The organism is Streptomyces bungoensis, assembly GCF_001514215.1.
In the GTDB taxonomy this organism is placed as follows: domain Bacteria; phylum Actinomycetota; class Actinomycetes; order Streptomycetales; family Streptomycetaceae; genus Streptomyces; species Streptomyces bungoensis.
In genome coordinates, this window is sequence record NZ_KQ948852.1 from 64,145 (window position 1) to 77,460 (window position 13,316).

15 protein-coding genes are annotated in these 13,316 nt (G+C 74.6%); 5 read left to right on the forward strand and 10 right to left on the reverse strand.

From position 1 onward, the window contains the following. Window positions 1-72 precede the first annotated feature (72 nt). Together AQJ66_RS04580 and AQJ66_RS04585 are read left to right on the forward strand one after the other, a co-directional pair. Entirely contained in the window at window positions 73-954 is an 882-nt protein-coding gene (locus AQJ66_RS04580; protein WP_061916944.1) for a LysR family transcriptional regulator, read from the forward strand. Window positions 955-1,027: 73 nt separating this feature from the next. Continuing rightward, window positions 1,028-1,543, forward strand: a complete 516-nt coding sequence (locus AQJ66_RS04585; RefSeq protein ID WP_061916946.1) for a mycothiol transferase — start codon at window positions 1,028-1,030, stop codon at window positions 1,541-1,543. On the opposite strand, the gene AQJ66_RS04590 is transcribed toward AQJ66_RS04585, so the two are convergent. The 8 genes from AQJ66_RS04590 to AQJ66_RS39290 all read right to left on the reverse strand — a co-directional run bounded on the left by AQJ66_RS04590 (window position 1,525) and on the right by AQJ66_RS39290 (window position 7,531). Then, window positions 1,525-2,604 carry an adenosine deaminase gene (locus AQJ66_RS04590; protein ID WP_061916949.1) on the reverse strand — a complete coding sequence of 360 codons (1,080 nt, stop codon included), beginning with the start codon at window positions 2,602-2,604 and terminating at the stop codon, window positions 1,525-1,527. The genes AQJ66_RS04585 and AQJ66_RS04590 overlap by 19 nt on opposite strands. Window positions 2,605-2,661: 57 nt before the next feature. Then, the gene (locus AQJ66_RS04595; protein WP_061916953.1) at window positions 2,662-3,054 is read right to left on the reverse strand and encodes a VOC family protein; all 393 of its coding nucleotides are present in this window, start codon (window positions 3,052-3,054) and stop codon (window positions 2,662-2,664) included. A 100-nt stretch (window positions 3,055-3,154) separates the two neighbouring features. Next, a complete protein-coding gene (locus AQJ66_RS04600; protein WP_061916956.1) occupies window positions 3,155-4,084 on the reverse strand; it encodes a M48 family metalloprotease in 930 nt (309 codons plus the stop codon). Next, complete coding sequence (locus tag AQJ66_RS04605; protein WP_061916959.1) at window positions 4,081-4,452, reverse strand: BlaI/MecI/CopY family transcriptional regulator; 372 nt, start codon at window positions 4,450-4,452, stop codon at window positions 4,081-4,083. The genes AQJ66_RS04600 and AQJ66_RS04605 overlap by 4 nt, the downstream gene beginning before the upstream one ends. Before the next feature lie 92 nt (window positions 4,453-4,544). Beyond that, window positions 4,545-5,450, reverse strand: a complete 906-nt coding sequence (locus tag AQJ66_RS04610) for an aldo/keto reductase (protein WP_061916962.1) — start codon at window positions 5,448-5,450, stop codon at window positions 4,545-4,547. 186 nt (window positions 5,451-5,636) lie between these two features. Beyond that, window positions 5,637-6,839 (reverse strand): RNA polymerase sigma factor, encoded by a 1,203-nt coding sequence (locus tag AQJ66_RS04615; protein WP_061916965.1) that lies wholly within the window; start codon window positions 6,837-6,839, stop codon window positions 5,637-5,639. Window positions 6,840-6,856: 17 nt separating this feature from the next. Continuing rightward, window positions 6,857-7,207, reverse strand: coding sequence for a YciI family protein (locus tag AQJ66_RS04620; protein WP_061916967.1), 351 nt, complete (start codon window positions 7,205-7,207; stop codon window positions 6,857-6,859). Window positions 7,208-7,354: 147 nt separating this feature from the next. Then, the gene (locus tag AQJ66_RS39290) at window positions 7,355-7,531 is read right to left on the reverse strand and encodes a hypothetical protein (protein ID WP_167359144.1); all 177 of its coding nucleotides are present in this window, start codon (window positions 7,529-7,531) and stop codon (window positions 7,355-7,357) included. A 211-nt stretch (window positions 7,532-7,742) separates the two neighbouring features. On the opposite strand from AQJ66_RS39290, the gene AQJ66_RS04625 reads away from it, so the two are divergent. Both AQJ66_RS04625 and AQJ66_RS04630 read left to right on the forward strand, forming a co-directional pair. Next, window positions 7,743-9,119, forward strand: a complete 1,377-nt coding sequence (locus AQJ66_RS04625) for a cryptochrome/photolyase family protein (RefSeq protein WP_061916971.1) — start codon at window positions 7,743-7,745, stop codon at window positions 9,117-9,119. A 99-nt stretch (window positions 9,120-9,218) separates the two neighbouring features. Next, complete coding sequence (locus AQJ66_RS04630) at window positions 9,219-9,653, forward strand: SPW repeat protein (protein WP_061916974.1); 435 nt, start codon at window positions 9,219-9,221, stop codon at window positions 9,651-9,653. Between the two features lie 87 nt (window positions 9,654-9,740). Here the strand turns inward: AQJ66_RS04630 and AQJ66_RS04635 are convergent, their stop codons facing one another. Both AQJ66_RS04635 and AQJ66_RS04640 read right to left on the reverse strand, forming a co-directional pair. Then, window positions 9,741-10,253 carry a GNAT family N-acetyltransferase gene (locus tag AQJ66_RS04635; RefSeq protein ID WP_061916978.1) on the reverse strand — a complete coding sequence of 171 codons (513 nt, stop codon included), beginning with the start codon at window positions 10,251-10,253 and terminating at the stop codon, window positions 9,741-9,743. Between the two features lie 226 nt (window positions 10,254-10,479). Beyond that, window positions 10,480-11,934 (reverse strand): APC family permease, encoded by a 1,455-nt coding sequence (locus AQJ66_RS04640; RefSeq protein ID WP_079060074.1) that lies wholly within the window; start codon window positions 11,932-11,934, stop codon window positions 10,480-10,482. Between the two features lie 84 nt (window positions 11,935-12,018). Here AQJ66_RS04640 and AQJ66_RS04645 point away from each other — a divergent pair, with 84 nt between their 5' ends. Next, window positions 12,019-13,230, forward strand: coding sequence for an ROK family transcriptional regulator (locus tag AQJ66_RS04645; RefSeq protein ID WP_061916980.1), 1,212 nt, complete (start codon window positions 12,019-12,021; stop codon window positions 13,228-13,230). The last annotated feature ends 86 nt before the right edge of the window (window positions 13,231-13,316 follow it).

Consider the following 13,316-nt stretch of genomic DNA (forward strand, 5'->3'; position numbering starts at 1 on the left):
ACTCTTCCCCGGCCGGTGTACAGCGGTCCAACAGGTAAATGCGATGGGATTGTGCGACTAGGCTGCTCAATCATGGAACTGCGTCATCTCCAGCACTTCGTCGCGGTCGCCGAGGACCAGCACTTCACCCGGGCCGCCGAGCGCCTGATGGTGTCCCAGTCGGGCCTGTCGGCGTCCATCCGGGCGCTGGAGCGGGAGCTCAGGGCGCCGCTGTTCGTGCGGACCACCCGGCGGGTGACGCTGACCGAGGCGGGGCGCGCCCTGCTGCGGGAGGCCGAGGGGATCCTGGCCCAGGTGCGCGCGGCGCACGAGGCGGTGGCCGCGGTGCAGGGCGTGCTGCGCGGCACGCTGGCCCTGGGCACCGAGCAGTGCATCGCGGGGGTGCCCGTGGCGCGGCTGCTGGCGGCCTTCCGGCGGCGCCATCCGGACGTGGAGGTCCGGCTGCGGCAGGCGGGCTCCGGCGCGCTGGCCGAGGAGGTCGCGGCCGGACGGCTGGACCTGGCCTTCGCCTACCGCACCCGGGCGGACGGCGACCAACTGCGCTCGGTGTCGCTGGCCGGCGAGCCGATGACCGTGCTGTGCCACCCCAGCCACCGGCTCGCCGCGGCGGGGGCGGTGCTCGGGCCGGAGGACCTGGCGGGTGAGGTCTTCGTCGACTTCCACCCGGACTGGGGGCCGCGCCGCACCACCGACGCCGCCTTCACCGCGGCCGGCGTCCGGCGCACGGTGGCACTGGAGGTCAACGACGTGCACAGCCTGCTGGACCTGGTCGACGAGAACCTCGGCGTCGCCGTCGTGCCGCGGCACTTCCGGCACAAGCGGCCCGCGCTCACGGCGCTCCCGCTGAAGGGCACGGCCGAGACGGAGTACGAGACGGTCGCCCTGCTGCCGCCGGAGCGGGCCACCAGCCCGGCGGCCCGCGCACTGGTCACGCTGCTGGAGACGGGCGGCTAGCTCCTCGCGGCGCGCGGCCGCGGGCCGCAGGTTCGGCGGCGCACGAGCGGGCCCGATGCGCCATGGTGGACCCATGCATGCCAAGGACATCCTCATCGACGGCTACGGCCGCATCCGGGAAGAAGTCCACGCCGCCCTCGACGGCCTCGGACCGGACGAGCTGCACCACCGCCCGGCGCCCGGCGCCAACTCCGTCGCCTGGCTGGTCTGGCACCTCACCCGGGTGCAGGACGACCACGTCGCCGGCGCCTTCGGCCTCGACCAGGTGTGGCTCTCCCAGGGCTTCGAGAAACGCTTCGGCCTGGACCTGCCGCGGCACGACACCGGGTACGGGCACGGTCCCGCCGAGGTGGCGAAGGTGCGCGTGGAGTCGGCCGGGCCGCTGGCGGAGTACTACGACGCCGTGCACGAGCAGACCCTCGGCGCCCTGCGCTCGCTGGCCGCCAAGGACCTGGAGCGGGTGGTGGACGAGCGCTGGGATCCGCCGGTGACGCTGGCGGTGCGCCTGGTGAGCGTCCTGTCCGACGACCTCCAGCACGCCGGACAGGCCGCCTACCTCAAGGGCCTGGTTCAGAGCGCGGCCGCGTAGCCGGGCAGGACCACGTCCTCGATGAGGGCGTTGCGCTCGTCGAACGGGACGAAGGCGCTCTTGAGGGCGTTCACGGTGACCGTGCGCAGGTCCTCCACCGTCCAGCCGGCCTCCTCGACCAGCAGGGACATCTCCCGGGTCATCGTCGTCCCCGACACCAGACGGTTGTCGGTGTTGAGGGTGACCCGGAAGCCGAGGTCCTTCAGCGCGGTGATCGGGTGCTCGGCGATCGAGCCGGCGCAGCCGGTCTGCAGGTTGGAGGTGGGGCACATCTCCAGGGCGATCCGGCGGTCGCGCACCCAGGACGCCAGCCGGCCGAGCTTGCCGGCCGCGAGGTCGGGGATGTCCTCGGTCAGGCGCACGCCGTGGCCGATGCGCTGGGCGCCGCACACCTGCAGCGCCTGGTGGATGCTGGGCAGGCCGTGCGCCTCGCCGGCGTGGATGGTGAACGGCACGCTCTCGCGGCGCAGGAGGTCGAAGGCCTCCAGGTGGTCGGCGGGCGGGAAGCCGTCCTCGGCGCCGGCGATGTCGAAGCCGACGACGCCCGCGTCGCGGTAGGCGACGGCCAGGCCGGCCGCCTCGCGGACCCGGTCGAACATGCGCATGCCGCACAGCAGGGTGCCGACGCGGACCGGGGTGCCGGCGGCGGCCGCCTTGGCCATGCCGGCGGCCAGGCCCTCCTGCACGGTCTCCACGACCTCGCGCATGGTGAGCCCGCCCCGGGTGTTCAGCTCGGGGGCGTAGCGCACCTCGGCGTAGACGACGCCGTCGGCGGCGAGGTCGAGGACGTACTCCTCGGCGGTGCGCAGCAGGCCCTCGCGGGTCTGCATGACGGCGAGGGTGTGCTCGAAGGTGGCTATGTAGCGGACCAGGTCACCGGAGTTGGCGGCGTCGTAGAACCACGCGGCGAGCTCGTCCGGGTCGGTGGTGGGCAGGGCGTGGCCGACCGCGGCCGCGAGTTCCACGACGGTGGCGGGGCGCAGGCCGCCGTCGAGGTGGTCGTGCAGCACGGCCTTGGGGAGCCGGCGGAGGGTCTCGGTGTCGATGCGGGGCGCGGTCATGGCAGGGCTTTCCTCGGCAGGTGGTTCCGGGCGGGTGGTTCTCGGCGGGTCAGGCGGTCACGCGGCGGGCTGGAGCAGGTCCCAGCGGTTGCCGTACAGGTCCTGGAAGACGGCGACCGTGCCGTACGGCTCGTGGCGCGGGGCCTCCAGGAAGGTCACGCCGGCGGCGGTCATGCGGGCGTGGTCGCGGGCGAAGTCGTCGGTGTGCAGGAAGAACCCGACCCGCCCGCCGGTCTGGTCCCCCACCCGGGCACGCTGTCCCTCGTCCTTGGCGCGGGCGAGCAGCAGGCCGGTGCCGGCGGCCGCGGGGCCGGGCTCGACGACGACCCAGCGGGAGCCGTCGGGGCGCGGCGCGTCCTCGGCCAGCCGGAAACCGAGCGCCCCGGTGTAGAAGCGGATCGCCTCGTCGTAGTCGTCGACGACGAGGGTGACCAGGGCGAGGCGTCTCATCGGGGCCTTTCGGTGCCGTCCGGTGGGGTGGTAGCGCGAGAGGTTATACGTAAAACGTCCGCGGCGCCAGTCACCCCCGCGGCACGCGGTGGGGCAGGTGTCAGGGCCGCTCGCCCTGGGCGACCTCCACCCGGTGGTGGAAGTCGGCCATGCCGGTCACGGCGGACAGGCAGGAGACGGCGGTGCAGCCGGCGAGGAGAGCGGCGGCGACCCGGCGGCGCGCCCGGTGGGCGGGGCGCGGGGCGGCCAGGAGCGCCTGGACGCGGTGCGGGACGGGGCCCGTCGTCGCGGCGGCCGCGAAACCGGGCCGCGCGGAGCGGACCGCCTGGCCGGCGAGGGCCGCCCGGGCGATGGCGCGGGCGGTCAGGCGCCGGTCGCCGGTCAGGGCCGCCGCGGCCTCGTCGGCCGCGCGCTCGGCGGCCAGCCGGATCGTCTCGCGGACCGGGCGCAGGGCGGGGTGGCAGTGCGCCGCGAGTTCGGCGGCGGCCAGGAAGTAGTGGTGGCCGCCCGCGTTGTGCGCCCGCTCGTGCGCGAACAGCGCCTCCCGCTCGGGTCCGTCGAGGCTGCGCAGCATGGCGGTGGTGACGACGATGCGGTGCGGGCGCCCGGGCAGGGCGTAGGCGTCCGGCCGGGGCGAGTCGACCACGCACAGGTCGCCCGCGGCCGGCCCGCGCCCGGCCTCCGTGCGCGCGGCGCGGAAGGCGCGGCTCTGGTGCAGCACCGAGCGGATGAGGGTCCAGGCGCACACCGCGAGGGCGCCGACGGAGACGGCGGCGGCCGGGGCGACGACGAGGTCGGAGGCGGTGCGCAGCGGGTGGACCAGTTCGCCGAGCGCGGCGAACGACGGCAGCTTGAGCAGTCCGGTCAGGACGAACGCGCCGAGCGCGGCGAGCGAGCAGCCCGCGAGGATCACCGCGCAGGCGGTCAGCGCCCGCAGCGCGGCGACGGGGGCGAGCCGGTCGAGCACCCGCCGGGCCAGCGCCGGGAGGGCGAACGGCAGCAGCAGCGGCAGCAGCAGGAGCGCGGTCATCGGTCGCCGGATTCGAGCAGGTCCCGCAGGATGCGTTCGTCGTCGGGGCTGAGCTGGGCGACGAACCGGGCCAGGACCGCCTCGCGGTCGCTGTCCCGGTCCAGTTCGCTGTGCATGCGGCGGGCGGTGAGGCCCTGGGCGTCCTGCACCGGGACGTAGGCGTAGCCGCGGCCCTGGCGCTGCCGGGCGACCACGCCCTTGTCGTGCAGGCGGGTGAGGATCGTGGTCACGGTCGTGCGGGCCAGCCCGCCGCCGAGGCTGAGCTGCACCTGGCCGGGGGTCTGGGGCGCGCCGGCGGCCCAGAGGGCGGCCATCACGCTCGCTTCGAGCTCGCCGGCCGGCCGGCGTTCGTCCCTGGCGTCGGTCATGGATCCGTTCCTCACCCCGTCCTGGTCCGCGGCTGCCGCGAAGCGTCCCCCGCATTGTAGGCAGCGGGTGGCGCCGTGCGGCCCGGCTGCCGTCAGGCCGTCCGGGCGCGGGCGGCGTCGAGCAGGGCCAGCTCCTCGCCGGTGAGCCGCAGCGCGCCCGCGGCGACGTTCTCGGCGAGGTGGTCGGGGTCGCCCGTGCCGGGGATGGCGAGGACGTGCGGGCCCTGGTGCAGCGTCCAGGCGATCCGGATCTGGGCGGGGCTCGCCCCGTGCGCCCGGGCCACGGAGAGCACCGCCTCGTCGTGGGCGGTGGTCGCGCCGCCCGGACCGGCGGCGCCGGCGACGGCGTAGAAGGGGACGAAGGCGATGCCGCGCTCGCCGCACAGGCGCAGCACCTCGTCGTCGACGGGGTCGGGCCGGTCCACGGCGTACCGGTTCTGCACGCACACCACCGGGGCGATCTCCAGCGCCTCGGCGAGGTGCCGGGGCTGGACGCCGGAGATCCCGAGGTGCCGGATCAGGCCTGCCTCCCGCAGCTCGGCGAGGGCGCCGAAGTGCTCGGCTATGGAGTCCTGGTTCTGGCGGCGGAAGTTGACGACGTCGAGGTGGTCGCGGCCGAGCTGCCGCAGGTTCTCCTCGACGTGGCCGCGCAGCTCGTCGGGGCGGGCGGCGGTGCCCCACTCGCCCCGGTAGTCGCGGAAGGGGCCGACCTTGGTGACGACGACCAGATGCTCGGGGTACGGGGCGAGCGCGCTGTTGATGAGTTCGTTGGCGGAGCGCAGTGAGGAGAAGTAGAAGGCCGCCGTGTCGATGTGGTCGACGCCGAGTTCGACGGCCCCGCGCAGCACGGCGAGGGAGCGTTCCCGGTCGCCCGGGGTGCCGAGGTGGAAGGCGGCACTGCCGGTCAGCCGCATCGCACCGAAGCCGACGCGGTGCACGGGGAGGTCGCCGAGCGTCCAGGTGCCGGAGGCGTCCGCGGTGATCGTTTCGGAGGTCATCGGCGGAGTGTGGCACACGGCGGCGTGCCGCTGCCTCGGTGTTTCGGGCCGGTGATCGGACGTTCCGGACGGTGACCGGCGTTCCCGGCCGGTGGGCCGTCGGGACGCGCGGGCACGGCCGCCACGGCTCGGCGGCCCGGCCGGGGGCCGACTGATCCGAGGCCGCGGCCCTGGCGCCGGTGCCTGTCAGCTCCGCCCGGGGTCCAGCTCCCGCCGGCGCCGCTCCAGGTAGGCCCGTTCGGCCGCGCCGGGGGCCAGTTCGGCGGCCGTCCGGTAGGCCCGGGCCGCCTCGGCCGTGCGGCCCAGGCGGCGCAGCAGGTCGGCGCGGACGGCGTGCAGCACGTGGTAGCGGTCGAGGCCGAGCGCGTCGACCAGGTCCAGGGCGGCGGCCGGGCCCTGCACCTCGGCCACCGCGACCGCCCGGTTCAGGGCGACCACGGGCGAGGGCGCGACGGCCGTCAACTGGTCGTACAGGCGCAGGATCTGCCCCCAGTCGGTGGCGTCGGCGGTGGGCGCGTCGCCGTGCACGGCCTGGACGGCGGCCTGGATCTGGTAAGGGCCGGGCCGGCCCCGGCGCAGGCAGCGGCGGACCAGGTCCTGGCCCTCGGCGATCAGGCCCCGGTCCCAGCGGGTGCGGTCCTGGCAGGGAAGCGGTACGAGGGTGCCGTCCGCGTCCTGCCGGGCCGGCCGCCGCGCCTCGGTCAGCAGCATCAGCGCGAGCAGGCCGGTCACCTCGGGCTCGTCCGGCATCAGCCCGGCCAGGAGCCGGCCGAGGCGCACGGCCTCCGCGCACAGGGCGGGGTCGCCGGTGTAGCCCTCGTTGAAGATCAGGTAGATCACCGCGAGGACCCCGCCGAGCCGGTCGGGCAGGTCGGCGTCGCGGGGCACCCGGTACGGGATGCCCGCGTCCCGGATCTTGGCCTTGGCCCGCACCAGCCGCTGGGCGAGAGTGGACTCCGGCACCAGGAAGGCGCGGGCGATCTGCGCCGTGCCGAGCCCGCCGAGCAGGCGCAGGGTGAGGGCGACCCGGGCCTGCGGGGCGAGCGCCGGGTGGCAGCAGGTGAAGATCAGACGGAGCCGGTCGTCGCGCACGGGGCCCTCCTCGGGCGGTGCGGCGGGCGCGTGCAGCCGGGCGGCCTCCGCCTGCCGGGCGTCCCGGGAGGACTCGCGGCGCAGGCGGTCGACGGCACGGTTGCGCGCGGTGGTGATGATCCAGCCGGCCGGGCTCGGCGGGACGCCGGTCCGCGGCCACGTCCGCACGGCGGTGGTGAAGGCGTCCTGCACCGCCTCCTCGGCGAGGTCGATGTCGCCGAGGAAGCGGACGAGGACGGAGACCGCGCGCCCGTACTCGGCGCGGAACACGGCCTCGATGCCGGGAGCTTCGGCCATCGGTGCGGCCTTCGTCCTCAGTGCCGGTCCGCGAAGGGCCGTACCTCGACGGGCAGGGTGGTGGCGAGGGCGGCCTTGCGCCCCCACTCCAGGGCCTCGTCCAGGTCGGCGGCCCGGATCAGGCACAGCCCGCCCAGGTACTCCTTGCCCTCGGCGTAGGGGCCGTCGGTGACGAGCACGTCGTCGCCCCGGGGCCGGAGCACGGTGGCGGTCTCCGGGCCGTGCAGCCCGCCCGCGAAGACCCAGGCTCCGGCCGCGCGCAGTTCGTCGTTGAAGGCCTCGACCCTGCGCATGATCTCCGCGAGCTCGTCCGCGGCCGGTGGGGTGCCGCCGGCCGGCTGGACCACGCTGAGCAGGTAGTGCTTCATGGCTTCTCCAAGAGGTTCGTCGGACCCGTGTCCGGGCCTGCTGTCACCTCCTACACGAACGGCGGGGGCCGGGATCGACATCCCGGCCCGGGAATCCGGAAGAAAAGAAGAAGAAGGACTCGCCCGCGCGCCGGCGGGGCGGCCGGGTCAGGCCCGGACGGCGTCCTCCTGTCCCTGCACCACGACGAGGAACGCGTCGGACTCCAGGTCCATCACCACGGTGGCGGGTTCGCCCTCGGCCCGACGGGCGGCGGCGTACTCCTCCGCGGGCCACGAGCCACGCGGGGCGCCTGCGGGGAACCGCTCCAGAACCTTCTCACTCATGACAGCCGGTCACCTCCAGCGACGACAACGAACGGAACGGGCGTGCCGTACTTCTCCGGCTGCCCGGGACCGGTGCGGACATGTCATCCGGGTGGCCCGCATCCGGCGGGAGCGGCGGGCGGGAAGGGTGAGGAGGGAGTGTCCCCGCATCCACCCGGCCCGTCGGCACGGTACTGCCGGGCGTCCGCACCTTCTCGTCTGGAGCCGCTCGATGAACGTCTCGGTCGTCCTGTTCACCGCCGACCTGCGCCTGCACGACCACCCTCCCCTGCGCGCCGCGCTGGAGGGCGCCCGCCAGGTGGTCCCCCTCTTCGTGCGGGACCGGGGTGTGACGGACGCCGGCTTCGCCGCACCCAACCGCCTGGCGTTCCTCGCCGACTGCCTGCACGACCTGGACGCGGGTCTGCGCGAGCGCGGCGGACGGCTCGTGCTGCGCTCGGGCGACGTGGTGGAGGAGGTGTGCAAGGTGGCCGCCGAGACGGACGCCGACGAGGTGCACCTGGCGGCCGACGTGAGCGCCTACGCGCACCAGCGCGAACGCCGGCTGCGCAGCGCCCTGGAGGCGGACGGGCGGCGGCTGCACGTGCACGACACGGTCACCACCGCGATCGCCCCCGGCGAGCTGACCCCGACCGCCTCGGACCACTTCGCGGTGTTCACACCGTACTTCCGGCACTGGAACGGGCTCCGGCTGCGCGAGCCGCTGGCGCCGCCGCGCACGGTGCACGTACCCGAGGGCGTCGGCTCCGAGGAACTGCCGTCCCGGGCGGCGATCGCGGACGTGTCCCCGGGGCTGGCGGCCGGGGGCGAGCGGGAGGGCCGCGCCCGGCTGGCCTCCTGGCTGCGCTCGGGGCTGGCCGCGTACGAGGACCGCCACGACGACCTGGCGGGTGACGCGACCTCCCGCCTCTCCCCCCACCTGCACTTCGGCACGCTGTCCCCCGTCGAGCTGGTCCACCGGGCCCGCCGGGCGGGCGGTGCCGGTGCGGAGGCATTCGTACGGCAGCTCGCCTGGCGCGACTTCCACCGCCAGGTGCTGGCGGCGCGGCCCGCCGCGGCCCGGGCCGACTACCGCACGAAGCACGACCGCTGGCGCTCCGAGGAGGCGGCCCGGGCGGACGTCGAGGCGTGGCGGGAGGGCCGCACCGGCTATCCGGTGGTCGACGCGGCCATGCGGCAGCTGCGGCACGAGGGCTGGATGCACAACCGCGGCCGCCTGCTGACCGCGAGCTTCCTCGCCAAGACGCTGTACGTCGACTGGCGGGTGGGCGCCCGGCACTTCCTGGCGCTGCTCGTCGACGGCGACCTGGCCAACAACCAGCTGAACTGGCAGTGGGTGGCCGGAACCGGCACCGACACCCGCCCCAACCGCATCCTCAATCCGGTCGCCCAGGCCAGGAGGTACGACCCGGACGGCGGCTACGTCCGGCGCTGGGTGCCCGAGCTGCGGGGCGTCGAGGGCGGCGCGGTGCACGAGCCGTGGAAGCTCGCGGGCCTGGAGCGGGCCGTCGCCGGCGACTATCCGGACCCGGTCGTCGCCCTGTCCGACGGGCTGGCCCGCTTCCGGCAGGGTCGCGGGCTCGACTGACACACCCCTACACATAAGGGACAAATAAGAGCAAACTGGGGAGGCGGCGCATCCTTCACACCGCACGCGGTCAGGCCAGAAGTCGCGAAGGAGACAGCCATGGCCCACTTGCACAGGGGTGACATGACGACCCACCCCGATGTCTCCGAGATGCAGGCGCGGTACGCCCGCATGCTCGGCGGTCGTGATGTGGCGCTGGTGGACGGGCCGGTGTTCCTGCTCGGCCTGTACTGCGCGGCGTCTCCCTGGATCGTCCACTACTCGGCGGGCCAGCCGTCGCTCGCGGTCCACAACCTGATCATGGGCATCGCGATCGGCCTGCTGGCGCTGGGCTTCACCAGGGCGCCCGCGCGGATGTACGGCCTGAGCTGGGCCATGTGCGCCCTGGGCGTCTGGATGATCATCGCGCCCTGGATCGTGGGCACGAACCCCGACGCCGGCGTGATCGTCAACAACGTCGTCATCGGCGCGCTGGCGGTCCTGCTCGGGCTGGTCTGCGCCGGTACGGCGGCGAAGAGCGTACCCAGGCCATAAGGACAGGACACGAGGAAGGGAGGACCAGGCGAAAGCAAGCGAAGGCCGACGAAGAAGGCGGGGCCGGTCCGCCCGGGCGGACCGGCCTCAGGCCGGGACGCTGAAGGAGATCCACACGTCCGGGGGCAGGTCCGGCCGGTCCGGCACGGGGCGCGGCTCCCGGGTCCAGGCGCCCGGCGCGACGTCCGTGGCGACGCGCTCCCAGAAACACGCGGCGCCCTGATTGTCCTGCTGGTGGGCGATCTCCCACGGGCCGGGGTGCCGGGACAGCACCTCGCGCGCGAACCACAGCCCGAGGCCCCGGCGCCGGGCCCCGCGGACCACGAAGAAGCTGTTGAGCACCCGCACCGGGCCGTCGAGCCCGCGCACGAACGCCAGACCGGCGGGGCACCCGCCGCAGGCCAGCAGGTACGGCGCCCAGCCGGGCCCGGTGAAGGCGTGCTCGACCCGGTCGGCGCGGAAGGTGCCGTCGGGGGCGGGCAGGGCCTGAGCGAACTCGGACATGTCGTGGCGGAACATCAGCCACAGCCGGTCGACGACGGGACGGTCCTCGGGGGTCGCGGGGCGCACGGACGCGGCCGGCACGCTGGTCTCGGTCATGGGCGGCAGTCTTCCCGACGCGCCCGCACCGGGGCCGGGGAGGGCCGGGGCTCCCCGGCCGGAGCGGAAAGCCGGACTCAGCGGGCGGCAGGCTCGGTGTCGGGGTCCCGGCCGGCCGCGTACTCCTCGACGATCTCCGTCTCGGTCATGGGCGGCAGTCTTCCCGACGCGCCCGCACCGGGGCCGGGGAGGGCCGGGGCTCCCCGGCCGGAGCGGAAAGCCGGACTCAGCGGGCGGCAGGCTCGGTGTCGGGGTCCCGGCCGGCCGCGTACTCCTCGACGATCTCCCTCGGCCCGAACGGCCAGACCTTCTCCAGCCGCGCCCAGACGAGGAAGGCGACGCAGCCGAGGGCGAGCCAGGCCAGGGACCACTCGATGGGGTGGCGGCCCGGGGAGTTGCGGTCGGCGTACCCGTAGATCGCGCACCAGCCGGCGAAGGCCAGGACGCTGGGCAGCGGGTAGAGCCACATCCGGTACGGGCGGGGCAGGGCCGGCTGCCGTCTGCGCAGGACCGTCAGCGCGACGATCTGCGCGAGGGCCTGCACGATCACCATCACCGTGGTCAGCAACTGGATCAGGGTGGCGAGGTCGGTGTGGCGGCCGATCAGGAAACCGACCGCCGTGATCACGCCCATGGTGGCGAGTCCCAGCACCGGGAAGCGGTGCCGGGGGTGCAGCTTCCCGTACGGGCGGAAGAACACGCGGTCGCGTGCGGCGTCGTAGGGCACCCGGGAACCGCCGAGCAGGCCGGTGAACACCGAGGCGAAGGCGGTGATCAGGATGAGGACGGTGACGGTGTCGGCGGCGCCCCGGCCCCAGGTCTCCTCCAGCACGGCGGAGGCCACGGAGGTGGAGGCGATGTCGTGCGGGTCGGCCATCCGGTGCCAGTCGACGACACCGAGGGTGCCGATCTGGAGCAGCAGGTAGATCGTCATGATGCCGACGATCGAGAGCAGGATGGAGCGCGGCAGGGTGCGGCCGGGGTCCTTGATCTCGGCGCCCATGTAGGCGGTGGTGTTGTACCCGAGGTAGTCGTAGATGCCGATGGTCAGTCCGGCGGCGAAGCCGAGCCAGAAGTGGTCGCTCGTCAGGTCGAAGGCGTGCGCGGGGTAGCCGAAGGCCAGGTGGGGGCTGAAGTCGCCGGCCGCGGCGGCGATCACCAGCAGGACGGAGGCGATCATCACCGTCCACATCACGGCGGTGATGCGGGCGATGTGCTCGATGCCGCGCCACAGCAGCAGCACGACGAGGGCGATCACGCCGAGGCCGACGAGGTCGCCGGAAGTCTGCCCGAGGCCCGGGGCGAGGTAGCCGAGGTACTGGACGAAGCCGACCACGCCCGTGGACATGATCAGCGGGATGAAGAGCATCGCCGTCCAGACGAACAGGAACGGCACGAGCCGCCCGGTGCGGTACTGGAAGGCCTGGCGGAGGTAGACGTAACTGCCGCCGGAGCCGGGCAGGGCGGCGCCCAGCTCGGCCCAGACCAGGCCGTCGCAGAGGGCGAGCACGGCGCCCGCCACGAATCCGATGACCGCCTGCGGGCCGCCGAACGCGGCGACCATCAGCGGGATGGTGACGAACGGGCCGATGCCGCACATCTGGCTCATGTTGATGGCCGTGGCCTGGAACAGGCCGACACGGCGCACGAAGCCACCCGGGGGCGGCGGGCTACCGGACATGGCGACTCCTTTGATTGGCCGATAAAGTTAAGGAGCCTTACTAGAGCCGTCAAGTAGGCGGCGGCCATACGTGAGAATGGTGCGATGCCCGCCCGTGACACCGTGGAGCCGTGGAACCGGCAGCGCCTGCGCGCCGGCAACGAGCGGCTGCTGCTGGACCGGCTGCGCACGCTCGGCACCGCGTCGCGCGCCCAACTGGCCCGGGAGACCGGCCTGTCGAAGCCGACGGTGTCCAGCGCGCTGGCCTCACTGGAGGCGGCGGGCCTGGTGCACGAGGTCGGCACCCGCGCCCCCGAGCGCGGGCGCACCGCCGTGCTCTACGCCCCGGACCCGGCCGCCGGGTACGCGCTGGGCGTGGACATCGGCCGGGGCTGGCTGCGGGTGGCGGTGGTCGATCTCGACGGCAGGGTCGTCGCCCGGGCGGACGTGCGCAACCGGGCCCGCGCCTCCGCCGCCCTGACCGGACTGGTGGTGGACACGGCCCGGCGGGTGATCGGCGACTCGGGTGTGGACCCGGCGCGGGTGGTGCACGGGGTGATCGGCACCCCCGGTGTCTACGACGAGAGGCAGCGGCGGGTGCGGTACGCGATGCATCTGCCGGGCTGGGGGCGTGCGGGGCTCGTCGACCGGATGTGCGAGGAGCTGGGCGTGCCGCTGGAGGTGCACAACGACGCCAATCTGGCGGCGCTCGGCGAGTACACGTACGGCGTCGGCGCGGGCAGCCGGCTCTTCGCGTACATCCTGATAGGCCCCGGCCTCGGCATGGGGATCGTCAGCGGAGGGCGGCTGTTCACGGGGGCTCGGGGACTCGCCGGTGAGATCGGGTTCCTGCCCTGGCCGGGGCGGCGCGGGCCGAAGACGGCGGAGGCGGGTACCGCGCGGGCCCGTGAGCCGGAGCGGCTGGAGGACGCGGTGTCGGGGACGGCGGTGGTGGAGGCCGCCCGGTCCTTCGGGATGAGCGGCCAGCTCTCCGCGAAGACGGTCTTCGACGCGGCCCGGCAGGGCGACGCGGCCGCGGTGCGGGCGGTGGAGCTGGAGGGTGAGCGGATCGCGCACACCGTGGCGGCCGCCGCCGCCGTGCTCGACCCGGACCTCGTGGTGCTCGGGGGCGGGGTGGGCCACAGCGTGGACCTGCTGCTCGGGCCGGTCCGCGAGCACCTGCGCGCCCTCACCCCGCTGCGGCCGGTGATCGCCCCGAGCCGGCTCGGCGAGGACGCGGTACTGCTCGGCGCGACGGCCACGGCGCTGGACACGGCGCGGAACCTGGTCTTCGAGCGCCGGACGGGGGACGCCTGACGGGTCGTAGGCGGTACCGGGGACGGTGGCGGTTACGGTCGTTGACACGGTTCCCGCCGCGCCCTACCTTGAGCCGGGTTAGTAAA

What these genes read in the sequence shown, in the direction of transcription:
- AQJ66_RS04595 (WP_061916953.1), bottom strand. Translation starts at nt 3,054, where the DNA reads ATGAGACGCCTCGCCCTGGTCACCCTCGTCGTCGACGACTACGACGAG.
- AQJ66_RS04635 (WP_061916978.1), bottom strand. Translation starts at nt 10,253, where the DNA reads ATGACCGAGACCAGCGTGCCGGCCGCGTCCGTGCGCCCCGCGACCCCC.
- AQJ66_RS04620 (WP_061916967.1), bottom strand. Translation starts at nt 7,207, where the DNA reads ATGAAGCACTACCTGCTCAGCGTGGTCCAGCCGGCCGGCGGCACCCCA.
- AQJ66_RS04640 (WP_079060074.1), bottom strand. Translation starts at nt 11,934, where the DNA reads ATGTCCGGTAGCCCGCCGCCCCCGGGTGGCTTCGTGCGCCGTGTCGGC.
- AQJ66_RS04625 (WP_061916971.1), top strand. Translation starts at nt 7,743, where the DNA reads ATGAACGTCTCGGTCGTCCTGTTCACCGCCGACCTGCGCCTGCACGAC.
- AQJ66_RS04585 (WP_061916946.1), top strand. Translation starts at nt 1,028, where the DNA reads ATGCATGCCAAGGACATCCTCATCGACGGCTACGGCCGCATCCGGGAA.
- AQJ66_RS04610 (WP_061916962.1), bottom strand. Translation starts at nt 5,450, where the DNA reads ATGACCTCCGAAACGATCACCGCGGACGCCTCCGGCACCTGGACGCTC.
- AQJ66_RS04590 (WP_061916949.1), bottom strand. Translation starts at nt 2,604, where the DNA reads ATGACCGCGCCCCGCATCGACACCGAGACCCTCCGCCGGCTCCCCAAG.
- AQJ66_RS04580 (WP_061916944.1), top strand. Translation starts at nt 73, where the DNA reads ATGGAACTGCGTCATCTCCAGCACTTCGTCGCGGTCGCCGAGGACCAG.
- AQJ66_RS04605 (WP_061916959.1), bottom strand. Translation starts at nt 4,452, where the DNA reads ATGACCGACGCCAGGGACGAACGCCGGCCGGCCGGCGAGCTCGAAGCG.
- AQJ66_RS39290 (WP_167359144.1), bottom strand. Translation starts at nt 7,531, where the DNA reads ATGAGTGAGAAGGTTCTGGAGCGGTTCCCCGCAGGCGCCCCGCGTGGC.
- AQJ66_RS04600 (WP_061916956.1), bottom strand. Translation starts at nt 4,084, where the DNA reads ATGACCGCGCTCCTGCTGCTGCCGCTGCTGCTGCCGTTCGCCCTCCCG.
- AQJ66_RS04645 (WP_061916980.1), top strand. Translation starts at nt 12,019, where the DNA reads ATGCCCGCCCGTGACACCGTGGAGCCGTGGAACCGGCAGCGCCTGCGC.
- AQJ66_RS04615 (WP_061916965.1), bottom strand. Translation starts at nt 6,839, where the DNA reads ATGGCCGAAGCTCCCGGCATCGAGGCCGTGTTCCGCGCCGAGTACGGG.
- AQJ66_RS04630 (WP_061916974.1), top strand. Translation starts at nt 9,219, where the DNA reads ATGGCCCACTTGCACAGGGGTGACATGACGACCCACCCCGATGTCTCC.